The sequence below is a fragment of the Flammeovirga sp. SJP92 genome (genome assembly GCF_001583495.1).
GTDB lineage: Bacteria > Bacteroidota > Bacteroidia > Cytophagales > Flammeovirgaceae > Flammeovirga.
The window spans coordinates 150,261-170,214 of sequence record NZ_LQAQ01000035.1 but is presented as its reverse complement, the minus strand read 5'-3'; the positions used below and the strand labels follow the sequence as shown (position 1 = coordinate 170,214).

Genomic DNA, 19,954 nt, shown 5'->3' with positions numbered 1-19,954 from the left:
AAAGTCGTATTTTTCGAAATTCTGCTGATCTATTTCATTCCAATAGGAATTTTTCTCTTGTTTTCAGGATTTGACTTTAGATAATTTTCAATTAGATTCATCACTTCCTTTGTATCTTGATCGGCTGAATCTAAAATCAAATTGTAGGTAACTCTCTGAGCATGAGAATTAAAACTTAAGAGCATTAAAATAAGAAATTGAAAGTATTTCATTGAAGTATGTAGTTTATGTATTACTAAAATAAGGTCTATTTGGCAAAGTGAGTAGAAGAGATACTCAACCACTTCTAGATTGTAAAAATTATTCTATCAGTTTATTTTCTAAATCGAAGTCAGTTTTACCCAGGTATTTTCCGTTTGTGTCATAATTATAGATAGATTTTCCTACACCATTTCCGTCGGTGGTTCTCTCACCATATCTATCATAGTAAGTGATACTTTCTCTGGTCATATTAAGGCGGTATTCGATTACACCGTAGGCTCTTTTTTCATGTGGATAACCTAGTCCATCCATATAATAGATCCTTGAAGGCTTTCCATATTTATTAAAAGCTCTCCAATTGATTTTGGCTAAATCAAACCTCGGGTGCAAAAATAAATCATTGTTTTCGTCCAAAAATTGCTCCTCGAAGAACATTCCATTTTGGTCAAATTGAAAAATCACTGTGGCATAACCTTGACTTCCATTAATGATTTTGCCCTTTTCATCTCTATTTTGACGATACAAAGTCAGTCCATCCTTATTATATAAAAAATGAACAATCTTGAACCCATTTCCATCAGGAATTGTATCTCCTTGAGCAGAAAATTGAATTTCAGTAGCCATCTCATTTTTCTCATTTCTTGTTACTTTTGAGAAGGCAACACCCTCAGGCAATAGTTTCCCATTATGATAATTTTCCTTCTTTATCCAATAGCCATCTGAATTCAAATAGTATTTCTTTTCATGAATTTTACTTGAATTTTCAACCCACTTCCCTTCAGTATTCTTGTACTTTTCAATTACATAGTCTGAATGATATTCTCTCACTAATTCAAAGGCTCCAAAGTTACTATGATTACTAGGCTGACCAGAAAAATAATACTTTACGCTGACCAATCTATTATCGTTATCAAATTCGACATAGTAACAGTTGATGGTTTTGGCTTCTTCGTTAGAGATAGGAATACTTGGTTTCACAGAAGTTTCAGCATGATTCATATCCCAATTGATATAATAACCTGATTTTTCCTGTGCATAAGTAACAAATGGAAGAAGAAAGATAAGGAGGAAGAGTAAATTTTTAATTTTCATTTTATCTCTTTTTTTAATGGTTAAAGTGGTGTAAACCAAATGGTACTTACACATACAGATTGTTGTGAATTATACCATGAAATTTATCTAATAGTAGAAGATACTTTCAATCAATTTGAAGTTTGCTGTTAGATTGTTGAAAGATTTTTCAATTTAAGTATTTGTGTATTACAAAACAAGATTCCTTTTTTTGTAAATTTTGAATTGAAGCAATATTCTAAATTATGAGTATGTGTGCCTGTTGAGTTGGATAAGTAGCAAGAGGACAAATTACTTTAGTGGTTTGTTAAAAATCTTCTGTTCTTTATTGAGTTCAAAACCAATTTTCTTATAAAATAGATGGCTTTCGGTACGTATTACATTACACCTCACTCTAATTTTTTTACAGCTATTCAGTTCAGCCCATTCTATTACTTTGCTTACTAATTTTTTACCGATTCCATTATTCTGAAAATTCTCATCAACAACTAAACCACCGATTTCTACAAAAAAATCTGACTCAACTCTCATTGTGTAAAACCCATGAATCCAACCAACAACTTTTTCATTTTCTGTGGCAACATAGATACAGTTTTCAGGGTGCTCCAAAATTATTTTCAGTCGATGTTCGATATCTGAAATCAGTGCGTTATAACCCAATTGATTTGAAAGTTGTGCAATTAATTTTGAATCTTTTAGTGTCGCATTTCTTAAACTTATCTTCATTGTGATTTTTTTAAGTTGTTGATAATGTTGGATATAATACGTATGTGTATTGCTTTTTAATGAAGAGTAGGAGGGATTGCCTATTAAAGGCTTTATAAGAGGCTCACAAACTCAATTCCACCTATTCTACCATCTTTGAGGATGTCGAGTACTATCGTTCCTTCGGTTTCACACTCTAAGACAATATTTTCATCAAATTGCCATTCAGAATCTTCTTGATTAGGATTTTCTGCCTCAACAAAGTATATATAGGGTTGCCGAATCCACTTTTTCTTTTCTGACTTTTCTAATTTTTCAATAACGTCAAGCCTTTCAGGTTCTTGTTCTCTAACCAATGCTATGATTTGTTCGATATAAAACTCTTGTTTCTGCATTTTATGTTGCACAACGAATGTATTAAATTGTGATAAACGCTGTGTGACTCGAAATTGCTGTTTTTTGTTTTTGGAGACAACAATGTCTTCGATTTTTTACAAATAAATGATCATTTCATCATCTTTTTATATTCTTCTACAGAATGAAAGTACTCGAACCCTTCTATCCAATTTACTTTCCATTGATTGTCTATGAATTCTGCTTTTACTTTATATTTAAAAGGGTATACATCTTCTGATTGATTCCAGGTCCACTCTACAATTACTTCTGCATTGTTTGAAGTAAGGTTTTGAAGAGATAGGAGTTTCCAATAATTCTCTGGAGAATCTTGACAGCCACACCAAATATCAACCTCTGGGTCCCAAAGTAAAAAGACACCCTCTATAGTTCTCCATTTTTGATCGGCGGCTTTCATTGAAATGTCAATGTTACTTGCAATTGACTGATGTAAATTCATAAAGGATTGAGAAAAGAAGTTTGTAGCTTCAAGTGTTTTGATGTTTTCATTATATTGATTCCAATCAATACCCGTAACGATGTTGCTGTTTTCGGAATCGTATTTATAAGGAAAATCATTGAATTCATTATTGATGTGCCATTTATATATCTGTTGGATCAAATTTTTTAGTCCTGTGGTATCCATGCCCGGTAGAGATGCTTCTTTGTTTTGATTGCTGTAAATACGGTCTTCAGTAGTAATTCTAAATCCTATCACATACGTTTTTTGAGGACTTTTAAAGCTAAATAAAGTGCTAATAAATAGAGATAGAATAAAAAGAGTTTGCTTCATATTTTGATTCAATTTTTGCGGAAAATCTGTAGAGGCTAAGATATTTTGAAGAATCTTAATTGACAACTAAACGGAGGCAAGTCTACACTAACAGTTGAACTGAATCTTGTGTAAAATGAGGGTGTTGTAAGTTGTATTATTCTATAATGTCCTCTTTTGAAAACAATTCATCCAGCTGACTTATTGAGGAAGATTTGTGTTGATTTAATTCAATTTCAGGTATTAATGAATATTCTTTTACAACATCAGATTTAAATTCCTTAGTTGTATATGCTCTCCTTTTTAGTTTTGATTGATTATTTTCTAAAGTGTAGATTACATCTTCTAAAAAGACATCTTGATTATTTTGTGACATACCAAAAGATGATAGTTCTTGACGTAATATTAAAACTTTATCGACAAATAAATATCTATTTACGTAGAATCCATTATCTCCACAATCTGTGAATTGCTCATATAAAATGCTGTCAGCCTTTTGATTTTTAGTGACTTCTGTACAGCAATCGACTTCACAATAGTTATGTTTCTTATAGTTTGAATGATGAGTAAATAGATTATTTACAATTGTATTAAAGTCCGGTAAAAAGTATTTCTTTATCACTTGAGGTATAAGAACCTTAGAGGGCGATTGTTCTTGATATTTTCTATCGGTTACAATTTTTTCATTATTCAAATTTGAATAATCGTCTCCTATCTTTATTACTTCTTTTTTGATAATTATATTGTTAACTTTTTTCTCTTTTAATTCATTTTTACAACTAATGAAGAGAATGAAAATAAGTAAATAGAGTTCTTTCATAATTAATGGAATCTTGATTTATATCTTATGAAAAATGGTGGTATCACTAGTTTGATTCCAGTACAACAATAAAAAAATAAGCTTAAGAAAAATAAAATTATATGTCTCATTTAAAACCTTTTAATTTTTAAAATCTTCTATAAGTTTTGCAAGTTCTGTCCAATTAGGATCTTCATAGAATTTGATTTTTATCGGATACCTTTCATGGGTAGCTAATATTGAATTGAAAGACTCCATGAATTGTGACTGACTTGATATATAAAAGATAAATTCTTTTAGATTATTTCCAGTTCTGTTATAAGCCCAATGAATATTTTCTGAAGGTTCGAAAAAGGAGTCAATTGCCTGTTCGAACTTAACCATTTTCTTATTTTCAAACTCGTTTGGCATTCCGTTATTTGTTGCTCCATTATACTGCCAAGATATAACGGTTAAGAATGCATATTTATTTCTAATTCTGGTATGAGGTAAACCATTTTCAAAACTAACGATAACAGGTTGTCCATTCTGATAATACCTGCCAATGACCCCCTTTTTCTTTACGTTGTTTTTTTGCTCTTTTTTTAAATTCATGAGATTTTAATGTAGAAGTTGTGTTTGTTTGCTTTTTTCATCTCTTATGGCAACTTATTAAAAAGGCCGTTGTCAAAATTATTAATAATGTTTTTATGATGGATTTGTTTAGTTTCATTTTTGATCATTTTTAATGACTTTATATGTGTATTATGTCTGGATACCGGCTATGAACGATGCTTTATAAGCGACAATTTTTTATAGTTCTCTAATATATTCTTCATAACCACTTTCTTTTAATACGTCTTCAACATTCATCTCATAAAGGTTTTTCCAGCTATCTTTTCCATTTTTCTCTACATATTTTTCAACGATTCTAAACCCTATCCAATACGCTAAACCTTGAGGTGCATCTGGGAAAAGTTTGAATTTATTGTTTCTCAATATTGGATTATCTCCACTTTCATCGTCGAAATACTTTTTTAAGTTTACAAAAATTGCTTTCTCGTTATTTATAAACCAATTCCAATCATCTTCACTCATATTTGAAACGGCTTCGTATTTAGAAATTCGACCTTCAAAGAATAACCATGCAAAGTAACAAGCAAACCCTTCGTCAATCACTTGTGCTAGAGCGGTTTCTATTTTTGGGTCATTCTCTCTAAGTGGTTCATAAGCTAGATGATTTAATTCATGAGGCAAGCCTATTTCAATCAAATAATCAATTTCATAATCTGTATTGTTGAGTTCTATACAAAATTGATCTTTGTCGCAACCACCAAAACCAATGCCGACTAATGGAGTAAATAAAATCCCTATTTTTGATTCTACTTTATAAGGAACTAACTCATTAAATTTTTTCAAATTTGTCTTTAATAATGAATCTAATTGTAGATTGATCAAAGTTTTAGCTCTTTCATCAAACAAGCTCTTATTTTTAGGATATAGCGTTCTGTTCCATTCTATCATTCCTGTAATAGTTTTGAACTTATAGCTATTTTCTTCACCGAAGATCATTCCATAACAATTGTCCCAAAATGCTTGATGGCTTTTATATACTTTGTCTACAATTAAAGCACTGTCATACCCATTTTGATGAGCTAAAATTTGATTTTTAAAGAGGTTTCTGATGGTAATTCCGTCTACATTAACACTGTCTGGTAGGTTATTGATCTGATCAAAAAATCCCATTGGTGTTTCTGTTTCTTGGATTGTTGTTGTGTCACTTGTACATTTTGAAAAAAGTAACACAGACATGATTAAAAAGGTGTAAGTGTATTTGTACATAGTTATAGCTTTGAAAGTTTATTTATTGTATTCAACGGTTTGCTAATGAACAACAGAAGTTTGTATATATCTGCTTTTCGAGCTACAATATACGTTTTTTAAATGATAAAAACGGTTCGAGTGAATACCCAAACCGTCGCTGTTCATACATTGTATTTTTAAAGTATTTTCTAACTTCTATTTATCTGTTTTTGATGTAATTGTTATAAAACGAATCGTTTACATACCATATCAAAAGCTAAATCTGTAACTCAAAATAGCACTGGCCAATTGAAAAGAGAACTCATGGAAGGTATGAATACTAAAAATTAGGATTGAGAAACGTTTCATTTTTCTTTTATAAATATGTTATTTTCTAGACAGACTTACTTTCCTTGAAGCAGTTATTGCGATTATAAAAAGTTGCTTCTGATTTGTTCTAACTGCTTAGTTCCATTAGGGTCTGCCTGCGTTTTTAAATTACAAAACATCTCTGCCCATTGGGAGGTTCTTATCCTTACTGGTGGGTTTTCTGCTTTTGCTACTTCAAGCAATACCTCTGCTACTTCAGCTCCTGTTTGATAGGTCTGAGCTTCGCCTTCCTTTGCACGTTTTTGAATACCTGCCATATAAGCCTGGAAAATTGGTAAATATTCACCAGTGGCTAATGCTCCATCTACCGCAGTCTTGCTTACAGCTGAGTTCATAAATTCAGTTTTTATTCCACCAGGTTCTACACAAGTGATTTTGATATTGAAGGCATCTGAAACATAAGTTGCCAAACTTTCCATAAACCCTTCCACCGCGAATTTAGCTCCGCAATACAGTTCATTGAAGGGTTGTCCTACTAAACCACCAACGGATGTAATGGTGATGATTTGTCCTGATTTTTGTTCTCGCATAAAGGGTAAAACCGCCTGAGTGCAAAAAACAACACCATGATAGTTCACATCTGTCACCCACTTTATTTCTTGTTCAGTAGCTTGCTCAGTTGTTTTTGCAAAACCGGCTCCAGCATTATTAACTAGCACGTCAATTTTTTTGTCTTCATCAATGATCGTTTTTACAGCAGTATTAATTGATTGCGGATCGGTAACATCCAACTGAAGGATTTGAATGTCCAGGTTTTCATGCTCTATTTTTTCTTTTAGAGCATCTGCTTTTTTTAGATTACGCATGGATGCGTATACTTTGTAGCCATTTTGTGCAAATAAAACGGCACTGTCAAAACCTAAACCAGATGATGTTCCTGTAATTAATACATTTTTTTTCATAATACTTAATGTTTAGAGTGAATATTCATTCCAATTAGAGTTGAAATTTTTTATTCCCTAATTGCATCCCAAACCAAGTCCATTTGATTTTTGAGAGAAGAATTTTTTGTTTCGGTTTGATTAAAATACCATCTCAGATAAGATAATATCGCTCCTCCTATAAATGTTAATAATTCGTCGGTCGGAATATTTTTGATTATTCTCTGTTGCTGACCATTATGAAGAAGTTCAATGACTGGAGTGATGGATTTTTTGCCTATTGCCTTACTTTCATCTGTAATCACAGGTGATGCCTGTAATTGTTCCATAAACTTAAAATACAGAGGGTTATCTGTAAAAAAAGAAATGGCAGACTTAAAATAAATTTCAAATTGAGTACGAATAGGTTTTTCAGTATCAAAATCTGAAAAAATGGAAATTTCTTGTACTTTAATGTTTACATAGACTTCATTGATAAGGATTTCTTTAGTGGGGAAGTAGTTGTAAATGGTTCCCATACCAGTCCCTGCAACTTTTGCAATTGCAGACATTGGTGTATTATGCACTCCTTTTTCAGTGAGGAGTTCAAGAGCTGATGCTATAATGTTTTCTTTTTTATTCACTCTGTAAATATATAAAATGGAATGATCATTCCAAAGTAATTGTCAGTAAATGTATTGTGTGTGTTGAGTATTCCAAAAACTTTCTACTATACAACTTGTTTGATAACTTCTTTATTATTTCTGCTTTTTAGTACCCCAATAAGTAGTAAAATGACGTATGCCCATAAGATCCAAGCTCCAAGTATTACTGATTGTTCAAGCGTTAGTTTGGGAAAAATAAGAGCATGAAATTTCAGACAAGCAACATCACAAAGCATTCCTGGTATTGCCAAGAAAACTGTACTTTCAAGCCTTTGATGCCCCGTTAATTGATATTTCTTAAATACCCATTGTGATAAAAAAAATAAAATAGGAACTGTTCCAATAAAGAAAGAGATCAGAAGCAAAGCGTTTTCTACGAGAAAGAAAAGATCTCCCCACAAACTGAAGGTTAAAGTGGCCATAAACCACACTGAAAATCCGAATAATAAGCTAAATTTTTGATAAGTCATAGATTTCTATTTTTTAATTGAAAAACAAAAATCGATATTCTATTAGTGGGAAAAATTGACTTAAGTTAAGAAGTCTTTCTGCTTATACGTTTTCTTATCCTACTCAGACTTTCCGCTTTAACGCCAATGTAACTGGCCAAATGATAAAGCGGTACTCTTTGAAGTAACTCAGGCTGTTTTTGCTGTAAATTGAGGTAACGTTGTTCGGGGTTTGATATAATAAAAGACGATAAAATCTCTTGATAATTTGCTAATTCTTGTTCCAAAGAAATGCGGGCAAATGTTTCTAATTTTGGATATTTCATCAATAACTCTTTCTCAACATCATAAGGAATCAAGGCCAAAACGCAGTCTTCAATGCATTCTAAATAATGATTGGAAGGAGCTCCTGTTGTAAAACTTCGAATGGAAGAAATAAAACAATTTTCAGTATAGAAAAAGGCCGTTTTTTCTTCACCATCAACCAAATGATATAATCTCACACACCCTTCCAAATTAAAATAGGAAACCGTAGAAATATCCCCATCGCTAAGCAATATATCTCCTGTTTTATACTTCCTTACTTGAATTTGGTTAGAAATGGCGTTGATTTCTTCTTCATCCAATTGAATGAACTTTGATATATGTTCTATTAATTTATTTGTTGACATTTTCTTTGATAGAGTGAGATGTGAGGGCTAGATTCTGAGTGAAGATGGATAATAGAAAATCATATTTATAAAATGAATTTCCAATTCTTTAAATAAATTCCATTTACCTCATTTTAATTTGTATTGGAATTATTAAGCTTGTTCTGACATTTTTTCCTTTATGCATGGCAGGAATAAAAGTTAATTTTGAGAGTGCATTATAGACTTTTGGGTTTAGTTCTTTCGTCTCCCCTGTAATAGGTGTTATATTCGAAGTTTTCCCATTTTTTTCTATCACAAAGCGAACATATATACGGTTTTTCTGTTGTAATTGCTCAATTGATAATTCTTCAGAAAGAAATTCAAAGAGTTTATTCATACCTCCTGTGTATGTTGCCGATTTTTCAATAATACCATTATTATATATTGGTTCTACCGCTTGACCTTCTTTATCTAGATATTCAATGATATCAATAAAACTATTATTGGAATAAACATACGTTACACTATTACCAAAATCATCTACTTCCCAAAATTTACCATCCTTTATTTCTGGACTTATCGATTTAAGAGTGCCTCTTTGAACCAAACCTCCATGAGACATCTCTGTGGTAAGCCATTCTTCATACTCATATCGTTTTGATATAGAGTCGTAATTAATGTATCTCACCGTAAAAGCTGAATCAATAGTTGACACTATTTCGTCAAATCCATAGAATAGTGTATCAATAGAGCTTGATTGTCCATAAATCAAACATGGGAATAAATATAAAAGTAAAACTATATGCTTCATTTTTTGATTATTTTGTGACGACAAAAGTAGTAACTTAGATTTAAGCATTTCGATTTCAAATATCCAAAAATTTACGGTCTTTGCAGATTTAGATATTTACGCTTTTCAAGATCCATAATACCTGTTTGGGTCACGATAATATCTACTCATTATCCAACCGTTGCTATTGTCATCTAACTTCTCCCAATTCTCAACAGTCAATGTATCATAATCCATTATTAAACGATCTCTAAGGTTCTTATCGAGGGCTAGTCGAGAGTTATTGCAAATCAGTTTTTAAATCGAATATTTTGCTTACACCTCAAAAAATTAAATTTAAAAATAAAAAAAGCAACCAACAATTTTACTTGCTGGTCGCCTCTATCATCATCTATATAAAAGTAAGTAACTTAGATTTTTTTCGTTGGAGTGGTATTGTATGATAGTTTAAAGCTTCCTTCTGCGACTTTTCCGTCACTGAATGTTACTTTATAACCATAGCCAGGAATGACTTCGCCCTCTTTTGTTTTTTGATCAACAGGACCAAGATTTACTGTCACTTCTGTTCCTGATGAGAAGTTAGAGCGTTGTACTTTAAAGTCATCACTGAGGTATTCGTGATTTGTCAATTCTGCAAAGAAAGTCTCGCGGTTGACAGGACTTACTACTTGGTTGGCAATTTGAATCATCTCCTTCATTCCGTCAAACTCATAAGGAGAGAAGAAGATGGTTGTCCCCATTCCGAAAAGAATGTTTCTTAGTGATTTTACTCTGAAGTCACCATTGATAGAAATTTGGTTATCTGGATCTTGGATTTTACCAAAGATGGCAATCGCATCATGATAAACTAAATTGAATAATGGTGCTCTATGTGAGAATTGTACCAAGTTCGGGTTAGGCAGGTAAGTCAATCCTTCAAACATATCAAAGTAAGGAATAAATTGCTGTTGGCCATGTTCTGTACCGTTGACCAAGTTTAAAGAGTCAATGTATTTAGCCAAATTGAATAAGCCAGTATTGTCTTCGTCTGGGAAAGTGGCGAAGGAAATATCTGTAATATCAGCTTCTAATTTCAAAGCGGCAATTTCTTTATGTAAGCTTTTTTGAGCAAGACCTAATTGTTTGTTTTGGTCGATATTAGCCCAACGACTGCCTGTGTTCTTTAATTTACCGTCTTTATCTCTTGCAAAAAGGTCGGTATTGAATTCAGGATCGTTTTCAAGCGTTGCAGAGTAGGCGTGATAAGATGAATATAAGTAACCGTATTTCTTTGTTAAGTCTACCGCTTTTTTCAGTTCTTTTACACCGCCAAGGTTCTCGTTGATAGGCCAGCAGTTCGGCACAAAGTTAGAGAATACCCCCCAAGCATGGAAGAATGCATTATCAACACCCAATTCATCATGCGTGGTTTTAATAATATCTTGTAACTCTTTAAAAGTAAACGCCATGCCCGGCATTTCAACATAGTGAGGATAGCCACCATACACACCCATATAAATGGCACCTTGCAGTTTGTTGACGTTTGGATCTCTCTTCGCTTTATCTTTCAGAGAAACAAAATAACCATCTTTGATTGCTTGCTTTCTGTAAGATTTCGCCATGTCCACATGATCACCTTTAGGAATAAACTCATAGCTGATCAGTTTACGCTCGTTCGTTCTGTTTAGCTTCCAAACTGGGTCTAAAAAGGCAATTCTCTTGTAAGGTGACATTACACCTTTGCTGTTAAATAAATACTGTCCATTGTTGTTGATATTATAAAACATATCAGGTCTCGCTGATACATCCACAATCCCAACTACAGCAGTCTTTTCGGTATGTGTTCCCCACCAAGGCATTGTCAAGCCAATTCCATTATTAAAAAGAGGCAGTTTCCCACTTGTCTTTCTATAATAAGTAGCATCGTCCCACATACAAAAAGAACCACCGTTCATTGGAGAAATATAAGAAGGGCAAATTACACCTTGCTTTTGTGGAATTACGGCAGCGCCCTTATCCACGTCTGTTTCTAAACTAAATGCTCTTGTTGGGTATCTCAATTCCGTCAAATTGTAATCCCCTTTTTCTACTGACATCACTTCAACATCTAAAACATTACTTTGTTCAGTTAAACGTAATTCAGTGTTGATGACCACACCTTTTGCTACTGTGCCGTCCTCGAACACAGGATCAGCGAAAGTTAATTTAACTTTGGAATCACCATCTTTCACTACGCTTATTTTTTTACTGGTTGAGATGTTGATGTTTTCCATTTTCCCTTGCTTTTTGACCGTCAACAGACCTGCCGCTTTTATCCAAGGATCATCTTTCCATAAGTGATTGGTTTCTTTTTCAAGCACTGTAAATGAACCTGTTTTTTCATCTACCGTTACTTTGATTTTATTATTTTCAATGACTGTTTTATCAGCCGTTGTAATAGCGTTAGCATACGTCATAAATGTTCCTAAAGTAAAGAGAAGGGCCATCAATAAGCGTATGAAATTATCATTTCTTTTCATAAGTATTGAGTTCAATTATGGTGATTGTAATCGCTTTATCATTTTATATTTCATACATCATAAGCCCTTGACTGTAACCATAGGCTTATGATGGGAATTATAGGGTGTTAAAGGAGTAACAAGTCACGCATTAGACTTAAATTAACGGTAGTAAAATTAGTTTGAGAGAGAAAATTTGATGTTGCTCTAGATATTATTAATATTTCTTAGAATACGTTTCTATGTTAAAAAGGGCGTTTTGCTCATGAAAACAACATTTTTTGGACGTATTTCTACAGTTCATGTGTATCTCTACGTCAATAACTAAAATGATTCGGAGATGAGGTGATGGATTGAGTTGAATAACGCTTTTTTTATGCCTTGATTTTGAGTAATGAGGAGGTGAATATTTATTTTATTCCATTTTTATAATTACTTGATGGTTTGAATGACTGTTGTATTCCAATGCACTACATGAACAGTAGTGATAATTACGATAAGAAATTGTAAAGCTTTAATTATCTATTCATTTTAGAAGATTTCACTGTTACCATTTTATTGAGTATTAGTATTTCTACAGGTGAATAAAGCAAGACTTTCAAAAATCTAATACTAACATCAAATACAACACATTGTAATGCAGAATATAATTTTGAATCTACCATCACACTGATTAATTTTACAAGGTTACTGTACTTTAAACTATTTTCAAGCAAACGACTTAAATCATATCTTTTTTAGTAGATAAGTGATGTAACTTTTAATGAACCAATTATTAAATTAATCATGCAACCATGAGACTAAAACTATTATTTTTTTGTATTCCTCTTTTGTACATATTCATTTCATGTGATACAAATAAAAAGGAAGAAGAGGAAGAGACAGTGGTTATCATTGAGGAAAAAATTCTTCCTCCAGTAGTTGAAATCTATTCTAATGAGGAGCTTTTACAGTTAAAGAAAAAAGAAAAAAAGCGACCTACTCCTAAGGCCGCGTATCCATTTGATGTTCCTTCTGTTCATAAGTATACTAAAAAGGCGAATGAGGCAACAAGGAATTACTACAGGATAATAACAAAAGTTATCTCTGATAATTTGAATATTGGAAGCCTATTTAGAAGCAGGCAGGAATCCAATAAAATGTTTGTGGATGTAATCAAGAAAAATTACGGTTTAAAAAAACTCCCAACTCTAACAAAGGAAGATTTTGAGTTATCAGTTTCAGAACAATTGAAAGTATGGGATGAAAAACATTTTGATTTTGTGAGTTTGGAATTGGAAAACCGTAGGGTAGTTAGAGTGGGTGATAAATACGCTCTTGCAGATAAAAATGGTAAACTGATTACAGACCTAATCTATGACGAAATATCTATTCCATCTGAGAGTAGGGTGGCTGTTAAAACTCAAAAAGGCTGGACGTATATTGACTTGTACGGAAAGCAATTGATGGATCAATACTTTGAAACTGCTAGTCCTTTTCATAAAGGAATGGCCATAGTGAAGAAGACAGGAGAAAGAGGACGATTCTTGATTGATGCCAGTGGAAAAAAATTAGGAGACAACAGTGAAGATGATTTGGCACATCATACCAACTTTTTGGTTCTTAATGTTACAAATAATGGTAATCCAATATTGCTGATTGCAGATACCGATAATAAGCCTTTGAAGTACATTGAGTATGGCTTTTTAACCAATAAGGGCGATGATGATAACTATGCTGAATTCAAGGAAAATGGTCTAATAGTAATCAGGAATAAATATTTTCTTGATCAGAAAGGACGTCTTGTGGGGTATTTTGGACCAAGAAACAATACTGTTTTTAAGGCGAGTGAAAGAGAAGCAGATTTTTATGTCAATGCTCTTGGTGAATTTGTGGATGTATATGACACCTTGGCTTCCAAAGATTTTATGAAGTATAGAGTGAGTGATAAATCGGTTTACAATTTCAGTACACTTACTAAGAGGCCTAAAAGGAGAATGCCTTTTTTGAAAAAACAACTCAATGCCAATACTTTTTCAATTGCTGAAGGGGGATATGAAGTCCTATATGATGTAAAGGGAAATCAGATGGATGAGGAGAAGTACACCAGAACTTATGTCCAAGAGGAAGAGTATGGTAATGATTATATCTTTTTAGAGAAAGACACCTTGGTAGGTTTAATGTACAAAAGGAAGAAAACATTAGAAGTTGAGTTTTTGGATTACCGTGAAGCTTCAAAAGGTTATCTTATCTGTAAAAAAGGTAATTCTTATAATATATATTCCATGAAAGATGGACAAAAAATGTTACCGGAAAGCTTCGAATATATTACGTGGTCTGTATCTGATAATAAATATGAGTTACGTAAAAATGGAACTTCAGCAAGTTTATCGAAAGACTTTTCAGATTATGAAAAACTAGATTTCTCTTTTGAGTATGCAGGCTTTTTATTTGAAGATAGAAAATTGATTGCCTCTAAAACAGATGGAGGTATAAAAATGGGCTTTACGGATGCTGAGGAAAATATGGTCATCGTACCTCAATATGAATATGCTTTTCCTTTCAAAGATGGCTTAGCAAAAGTGGGGAACAATTATAAATTCTGGTATATCGATCAAGATGGAAAGGAAGTGTTGAAAGCGAAGTATGAATCCATTGCAAGATTTGGCACAGATTATTTTTATGAATTCAAACAAGATCCCAAAAAGAAACTGAATACGCTTAATATTTTTGACCGAAACGAGAAGTCAATTTATAAAGCAACGAATGTAAAAGTGTTAGGTTATGAACATGACGTGGTTGTGATTGGTAAACGATTGAAACCCAAAAGCTATTCAGACATTGAGCAAATTGATTTTGTTGATTTAAAAACAGGAAAAACACTTTATACCGCCAAGGGATTTGAACAATACCGTGTAAATGCTGATCATTTTATACTGGAGTATCCTCAAAGTCCTGAGAAAATTAAACATTTCCAAGTGCTCAATAACCTTCCTGTTAAAGAACTCTATAGCTCAGACATTGATTTGGATAATGAAGTAGCGGAAAACCTTAAAGATCCTGATGGAATAGTAAGAAGATTGTCTCAATCAGATTATAATTATACTGCTTATATTAATCCTATCAGAAAGGTATTTGATCTCAAAAATAAAAAGCTATTAGAACTCCCACTTCACAATATTAGTTATTATTATAAAAACAATGAGCTGTTTAGAATATCAAAAAATAACCTTTTTGGATTATTAGATCCTCAAGGTAATATTGTAAAGGAGGTGAAGTTTAAAGAGATTAGAGTAGAAGGTCCATTTATTTATTATGAAGACACAAAGGGTAAAAAATGGGTAGAAAGTGCAGAAGACTTTTCTTTGATCACAGATAACGTACATTCTATCATTAATAATGCTGATGTAATGATGGAATACGTATTCAAAAAGGAAAATGATAAATGGGTTGTTCAAAGTCTGACAGATAAAAAAGTGTATCCAGTGGATGAAGATTTTAAAATGCAGGAAACAAGTAGTAGAATCCGTATTCAAATGCACCGATACCTTTTAAGTGAGTTCGATGAATTCACTCAGATTTTTGATTTAGAAAAACAAAAACTCTATAAAATCAAGCAAAAAGAAGACAAGTATTTATCTTCTTTGAGAACATCAAACATGTTTAAGTTTGCGGATAAAGGTTCTAGAAATAATTTTAATTTATTGAACTTGGATGGAGATAAAATTACTCGCAAGAAATACGAAAAAGCGTTGGGTAAACTTAACAATGGTGCCATTTTAGTGAGTTATGATAACGATGACGACGATGGGTATTTTTATAAATTCGAACTTATTTTTCCAGATGAAAAGGTCAAACCGATTGACTACATCATTGAAAATGATAATTATATTTTTGAGACTTCTTTCTTTATAGGAAGTAAAGGAAGTGGAGACCGTTGTATTCTTGATAATAAAGGCGATTTGATCACCAATTATCCTCATGAAGTCAAAGTGAGATCTACTTCAAAGTTTAAAATTAAATACCCTGTTTATATCAATAACAAAAGAAAAGAGCTATATGCTGTAGTTGATCTCAATGAAGGATTGATCACAGACAGTGATGGGTATTATGATGGTATTTAAATCCTTCTGACTTCGTATTTTAAGTAAAAAGGGAACGGAACATCATAAATTCCTAAATCTCTTTAAACTTGAGGTGATTGGTGGAAGGGAAATTTTCAATACTAAAATATATATTCCAAACATACTCTAAAAAAAGGTGAGCACTATATCTATTCTAATGGTATAAGTTGCTCACCTTTTATTTGAAGTGCTGTAAATTTACACTTCAATCAAAAATATCTTCTTATAAGAATTCTACTTTACCATCTTTTAAGTGATAGTAAGCAGGTACGATTTTCACTTTTCCGCTGTTAACAGCATCAGCAATAATTTTTGATCTTTCAACCAATTGCTCTGCGTTTAACTCAGCATTTTTTTGTACTACAGTATTAACATCAGCGCCTTCTTCAGAAGCTTCTACCGCAGGAGTAATTTGACATAACAAGTGGTTTAGGTTATAGCCATTGTCTCCACCGTTTACCGCAGCAGTTACAGCACCACAGCTTTCATGTCCTAATACTACAATCACCTGAGATCCTAAGTGAGCTACAGCGTATTCAATAGATGCAATACTGTCTGTATTGGCAATATTTCCAGCCACACGAACCACAAACAATTCACCTAAACCTTTATCAAAGGCTAATTCAGGTACAACTCTACTGTCAGCACAACTCAAAACGATAGTGTCTGGATTTTGGCCTGTAGTTAGTTCCTCTACTCTTGCTTTATTTCTTAATTTCCCTTCAGCTTTTTCAGCAACAAATTTCTCGTTCCCAGCAATAAGACTATTGATGATCTCTTGTTGTGTCATAATAAAGTTTTTAACGGTTGTGTATATTAATAACGGACTAATATAATATTATTAAGCATCTTTATCAAAGATTGGCCAACTAAGAAACCTTTGTCATAAAATTAAGCGGTTATCTTATAGGTTTGGTTCGCCATTTTCTGAGAAAAGATAGAATTATTATCAAATCGACATTTGGCTTTCAAGATTATTACTTCTAGATTGGGAGTATAATATCAATCAAAATTATGAACAAACTTAACGCCTTAAAAAAGCAACTGATCTGCCTGCTAATCGTTGTCATCGCCATTTTATTTGTAGAATTAGACTCTCCTTTCTTTGATAAAGCCAAAAGTGATTTTGAGATACAAAATAACAATCATCAGCTTCTTTATTTTGACCGTGTGTGGTAAATAAGGATATTTTGAGCTTTTAGGGTAAACTTTTGAACATTTAAGTAAAAAAATAACTCAAGGGTGGGCGTATATATATCTAAACAATAACTCGTCTTAATACTTTTGATTATGATTACAGATAGATACCACTTAGATGTTCATCCTGATTTATTAGAATCAGTTTTAGATTACTTAAATGAAAAAAGAGTTGAAGACCATGCAATTTTTTCTTACGTAACTGAAGAAAAGAAGCTGTTGTCTATGATAAATGAAATATTATTGAATAAACAAACGGATGCAAGTTCTTTGTTGAATGAGAAAAATATTAAAGCTCGTGCTATAGAGATGTTGGATGTGATATATGATTTTTCAAAAAGATTAGATCAGCCAAACGACATCTTTATTTACAAAGAATACTTTCAAAAGATGTTTAGATAATTTGATTCCATATATGCAACCACTGCTTCTGAAGTAGTGGTTTTTTTTTGTCCTTTCAATTCATGTTACCGTCAGTTAAAACAGTATTTATGATTGAAAGTAGAACATCAAAAGCTTACTGAAATACCATTTTGATAGTTGATGAGAATTTACACAAGGTAATAACAAAGGATAGCATGTGGTTATTTGGTGTGATTTTTCTCTTAAATTAAGAGAACATGAATGAAGTGAAATTAATGTGACCGAATAGAAAACTTTTTTTTAAGAATTAGGGTTTATTAAGATGAATTATTACATACGTAGAAATAATCCATAAAAAACATGTAAATTGAATATAAATTAAGTCAACCCTATACAATCACTGTCAATTTTTACAATCAAGACCCATCGATTACTAAATGAAACCATTCATAATTGCTTCTCTTCTAATGCTTAGTACTTTTGCTTATGGCCAAGAGTATAATCAAACAAAAGAAACTTTACAAGATCCAAACCTAGTAGATAAGGTGCTGGATTTATTGACACATAGAAATAAAAGCTTCACTTCTGTATTCTATCCTATTGGTGGATTTAGCGAGCAGGAGGGCATTTCTTTGGGGGTGATGCCAGTGGTGACATTTAATGAAAAAGAGTCAGAAGATAAGCCTATTTCCAAGTATAACCGACCAACCACTCTGATACCTTCTTTGTCAGTTTCAACAAAAGGGTTATTCAACTTAGATGCCAGCTTAATTATGTTTGGCAAGGGGAAATTCAATATGTATTTCACTGGAGTTTATCAATATGTACCTAATACTTATTATGGTATTAATGAGGAAATTCCTACTGATACAACGTCGTATTTTAATAGACGTTTTTCAACATTTGGAGAGGTGAGCTATGAGCTGACGGAGACATTATTCTTTGGTTTACATTATGATATTCAGAATAATACGATTGAAGAAGTGGAGAGTGTGCCTCATTTATACGAGACCTCAGAAGGGATTGAGGGTGGCTTTAATTTTGGATTAGGGCCGATTTTAAAATATGATTCAAGAGATGATATTGTTTATCCCACAAAAGGAGGATTACTAGTAACATCGCTTACGGCTTATCCAAAACTTTTAGGAAATGATTATGTCTTCTGGCATTTTTACACGGAATACAGTCATTTTATTAAGCTGAAAAATGATAAAAACATATTGGGATTCTTTGGGGCCTTTCATATGAAAAGCGGTCATGTACCTTTCTATTATCTCAATGCATTGGGTGGCTCAAAAAAGATGAGAAGCATTGCACAACCCAATCGTTTCATTGATAAAAACTATTATTTAGCTCAAGTGGAATACAGAAGACATCTTTGGTGGAGAGTGGGTATTACAACATTTGCCAGTGTAGGAAATGTCTACGGTTCAAACGGGACCAATGCCTTTGAAAATATAAAATACACTTTGGGTGTTGGTTTTAGATTCCAATTGGTCGAAAATATGAAACTGAATTTCAGAATGGATTATGGTATTGGTAATTATGACCAGCAAGGTCTATGGTTAACAAGCCGAGAAGCTTTCTAAACCTTGCTAGTCTATTGCTTCTTTTTTATATCTTAAATAAAACGGAGGTTTCAATTGTGGTATCCGTTTTCTGTGTACCTTCTACTTTAGCCACACATTCAAACGGGAAATATTCAATCATTTCATCCATGGAGGTAAAGTAATCATTGCCATATTTTTGAGTGCCTTTGTAAAATACTTGATTTACCATCAGGTATTTTCCAGAAAAATGCTCCTTCATCGTTTCAAAAAGTTGCTTCAATTCAGGTAGAATATACCATATGATTTCACTGAGTAGTATGCAGTCATATGACTTATAATCCTTCAAACTCTTTGTAATATCACCTACCTCAAAATCAAGGTGTGGGAATAATGCATTAGCTCTTTCAATTGCTGTTTCAGAGATGTCAATACTTTTTGGAATAACACCGGTTTCTCTGTAAACCCATTCTGCATAATACCCTAAACCACAACCGCACTCTACTAATGAATTAATATTGAAATTCCTCATGTGCAAGATACCTGATAGTCTGGAGTAATTATTCGGTTGGGTAGATTGAGTCCAAGGATCTTTGCATTCGCGGTACATGGTTTCAAAATCACCAATAAATTGTCCTTCCTTAATCACATAGTCGTGGTAGCTTTTTTCTGTTTTCATAATATTTAGTAGTTTAAAAAGAATAAGTCTGTTCTGGTTTTGAACTCAAAATAGTCGCTGAATAAACAAATCAAGTTGC

Annotated in this window: 20 protein-coding genes; 4 read left to right on the top strand and 16 right to left on the bottom strand. The window is 32.6% G+C overall.

Translation table 11 applies throughout. The features are described from left to right. Window positions 1-29 precede the first annotated feature (29 nt). From AVL50_RS32930 to AVL50_RS09145, 14 genes are all read right to left on the bottom strand, one after another. Window positions 30-212, bottom strand: a complete 183-nt coding sequence (locus AVL50_RS32930; RefSeq protein ID WP_157491227.1) for a hypothetical protein — start codon at window positions 210-212, stop codon at window positions 30-32. An 88-nt stretch (window positions 213-300) separates the two neighbouring features. Continuing rightward, complete coding sequence (locus tag AVL50_RS09205; RefSeq protein ID WP_157491226.1) at window positions 301-1,293, bottom strand: hypothetical protein; 993 nt, start codon at window positions 1,291-1,293, stop codon at window positions 301-303. A gap of 270 nt (window positions 1,294-1,563) precedes the next feature. Then, on the bottom strand, window positions 1,564-1,998 hold the full coding sequence (locus tag AVL50_RS09200; RefSeq protein WP_062616196.1) for a GNAT family N-acetyltransferase: 435 nt from the start codon (window positions 1,996-1,998) through the stop codon (window positions 1,564-1,566). A gap of 92 nt (window positions 1,999-2,090) precedes the next feature. Continuing rightward, a complete protein-coding gene (locus tag AVL50_RS09195; protein ID WP_062616195.1) occupies window positions 2,091-2,372 on the bottom strand; it encodes a hypothetical protein in 282 nt (93 codons plus the stop codon). Between the two features lie 110 nt (window positions 2,373-2,482). Beyond that, window positions 2,483-3,163: a hypothetical protein gene (locus AVL50_RS09190; protein WP_157491225.1), complete on the bottom strand. Its 681-nt coding sequence runs from the start codon at window positions 3,161-3,163 to the stop codon at window positions 2,483-2,485. A gap of 136 nt (window positions 3,164-3,299) precedes the next feature. Next, window positions 3,300-3,962 carry a hypothetical protein gene (locus AVL50_RS09185; RefSeq protein WP_062616193.1) on the bottom strand — a complete coding sequence of 221 codons (663 nt, stop codon included), beginning with the start codon at window positions 3,960-3,962 and terminating at the stop codon, window positions 3,300-3,302. Between the two features lie 120 nt (window positions 3,963-4,082). Then, window positions 4,083-4,535 carry a DUF695 domain-containing protein gene (locus AVL50_RS09180; protein WP_062616192.1) on the bottom strand — a complete coding sequence of 151 codons (453 nt, stop codon included), beginning with the start codon at window positions 4,533-4,535 and terminating at the stop codon, window positions 4,083-4,085. A 198-nt stretch (window positions 4,536-4,733) separates the two neighbouring features. After that, window positions 4,734-5,762: a DUF2268 domain-containing putative Zn-dependent protease gene (locus AVL50_RS09175; RefSeq protein WP_216639024.1), complete on the bottom strand. Its 1,029-nt coding sequence runs from the start codon at window positions 5,760-5,762 to the stop codon at window positions 4,734-4,736. A 392-nt stretch (window positions 5,763-6,154) separates the two neighbouring features. After that, window positions 6,155-7,015, bottom strand: a complete 861-nt coding sequence (locus AVL50_RS09170; RefSeq protein ID WP_062616191.1) for an SDR family oxidoreductase — start codon at window positions 7,013-7,015, stop codon at window positions 6,155-6,157. 50 nt (window positions 7,016-7,065) lie between these two features. Continuing rightward, on the bottom strand, window positions 7,066-7,617 hold the full coding sequence (locus tag AVL50_RS09165) for a TetR/AcrR family transcriptional regulator (protein WP_062616190.1): 552 nt from the start codon (window positions 7,615-7,617) through the stop codon (window positions 7,066-7,068). 86 nt (window positions 7,618-7,703) lie between these two features. Further along, complete coding sequence (locus tag AVL50_RS09160; protein WP_062616189.1) at window positions 7,704-8,108, bottom strand: DUF5367 domain-containing protein; 405 nt, start codon at window positions 8,106-8,108, stop codon at window positions 7,704-7,706. 65 nt (window positions 8,109-8,173) lie between these two features. Beyond that, window positions 8,174-8,758 (bottom strand): Crp/Fnr family transcriptional regulator, encoded by a 585-nt coding sequence (locus tag AVL50_RS09155; protein WP_062616188.1) that lies wholly within the window; start codon window positions 8,756-8,758, stop codon window positions 8,174-8,176. 103 nt (window positions 8,759-8,861) lie between these two features. Further along, on the bottom strand, window positions 8,862-9,530 hold the full coding sequence (locus AVL50_RS09150) for an energy transducer TonB (RefSeq protein ID WP_062616187.1): 669 nt from the start codon (window positions 9,528-9,530) through the stop codon (window positions 8,862-8,864). A gap of 389 nt (window positions 9,531-9,919) precedes the next feature. Further along, the gene (locus tag AVL50_RS09145; protein WP_157491224.1) at window positions 9,920-12,007 is read right to left on the bottom strand and encodes a DUF5696 domain-containing protein; all 2,088 of its coding nucleotides are present in this window, start codon (window positions 12,005-12,007) and stop codon (window positions 9,920-9,922) included. A gap of 773 nt (window positions 12,008-12,780) precedes the next feature. On the opposite strand from AVL50_RS09145, the gene AVL50_RS09140 reads away from it, so the two are divergent. Continuing rightward, window positions 12,781-16,089: a WG repeat-containing protein gene (locus AVL50_RS09140; RefSeq protein ID WP_062616185.1), complete on the top strand. Its 3,309-nt coding sequence runs from the start codon at window positions 12,781-12,783 to the stop codon at window positions 16,087-16,089. Window positions 16,090-16,312: 223 nt separating this feature from the next. On the opposite strand, the gene AVL50_RS09135 is transcribed toward AVL50_RS09140, so the two are convergent. Further along, the gene (locus AVL50_RS09135) at window positions 16,313-16,879 is read right to left on the bottom strand and encodes a carbonic anhydrase (RefSeq protein WP_062616184.1); all 567 of its coding nucleotides are present in this window, start codon (window positions 16,877-16,879) and stop codon (window positions 16,313-16,315) included. A 224-nt stretch (window positions 16,880-17,103) separates the two neighbouring features. On the opposite strand from AVL50_RS09135, the gene AVL50_RS32925 reads away from it, so the two are divergent. The 3 genes from AVL50_RS32925 (at window position 17,104) to AVL50_RS09125 (ending at window position 19,238) form a co-directional block, all read left to right on the top strand. Next, on the top strand, window positions 17,104-17,268 hold the full coding sequence (locus AVL50_RS32925) for a hypothetical protein (protein ID WP_157491223.1): 165 nt from the start codon (window positions 17,104-17,106) through the stop codon (window positions 17,266-17,268). Between the two features lie 111 nt (window positions 17,269-17,379). Continuing rightward, window positions 17,380-17,688, top strand: coding sequence for a hypothetical protein (locus AVL50_RS09130; RefSeq protein WP_062616183.1), 309 nt, complete (start codon window positions 17,380-17,382; stop codon window positions 17,686-17,688). A gap of 398 nt (window positions 17,689-18,086) precedes the next feature. Then, window positions 18,087-19,238, top strand: a complete 1,152-nt coding sequence (locus AVL50_RS09125) for a BamA/TamA family outer membrane protein (RefSeq protein ID WP_062616182.1) — start codon at window positions 18,087-18,089, stop codon at window positions 19,236-19,238. 25 nt (window positions 19,239-19,263) lie between these two features. On the opposite strand, the gene AVL50_RS09120 is transcribed toward AVL50_RS09125, so the two are convergent. Next, the gene (locus AVL50_RS09120; RefSeq protein WP_062616181.1) at window positions 19,264-19,875 is read right to left on the bottom strand and encodes a trans-aconitate 2-methyltransferase; all 612 of its coding nucleotides are present in this window, start codon (window positions 19,873-19,875) and stop codon (window positions 19,264-19,266) included. Between the last annotated feature and the right edge of the window lie 79 nt (window positions 19,876-19,954).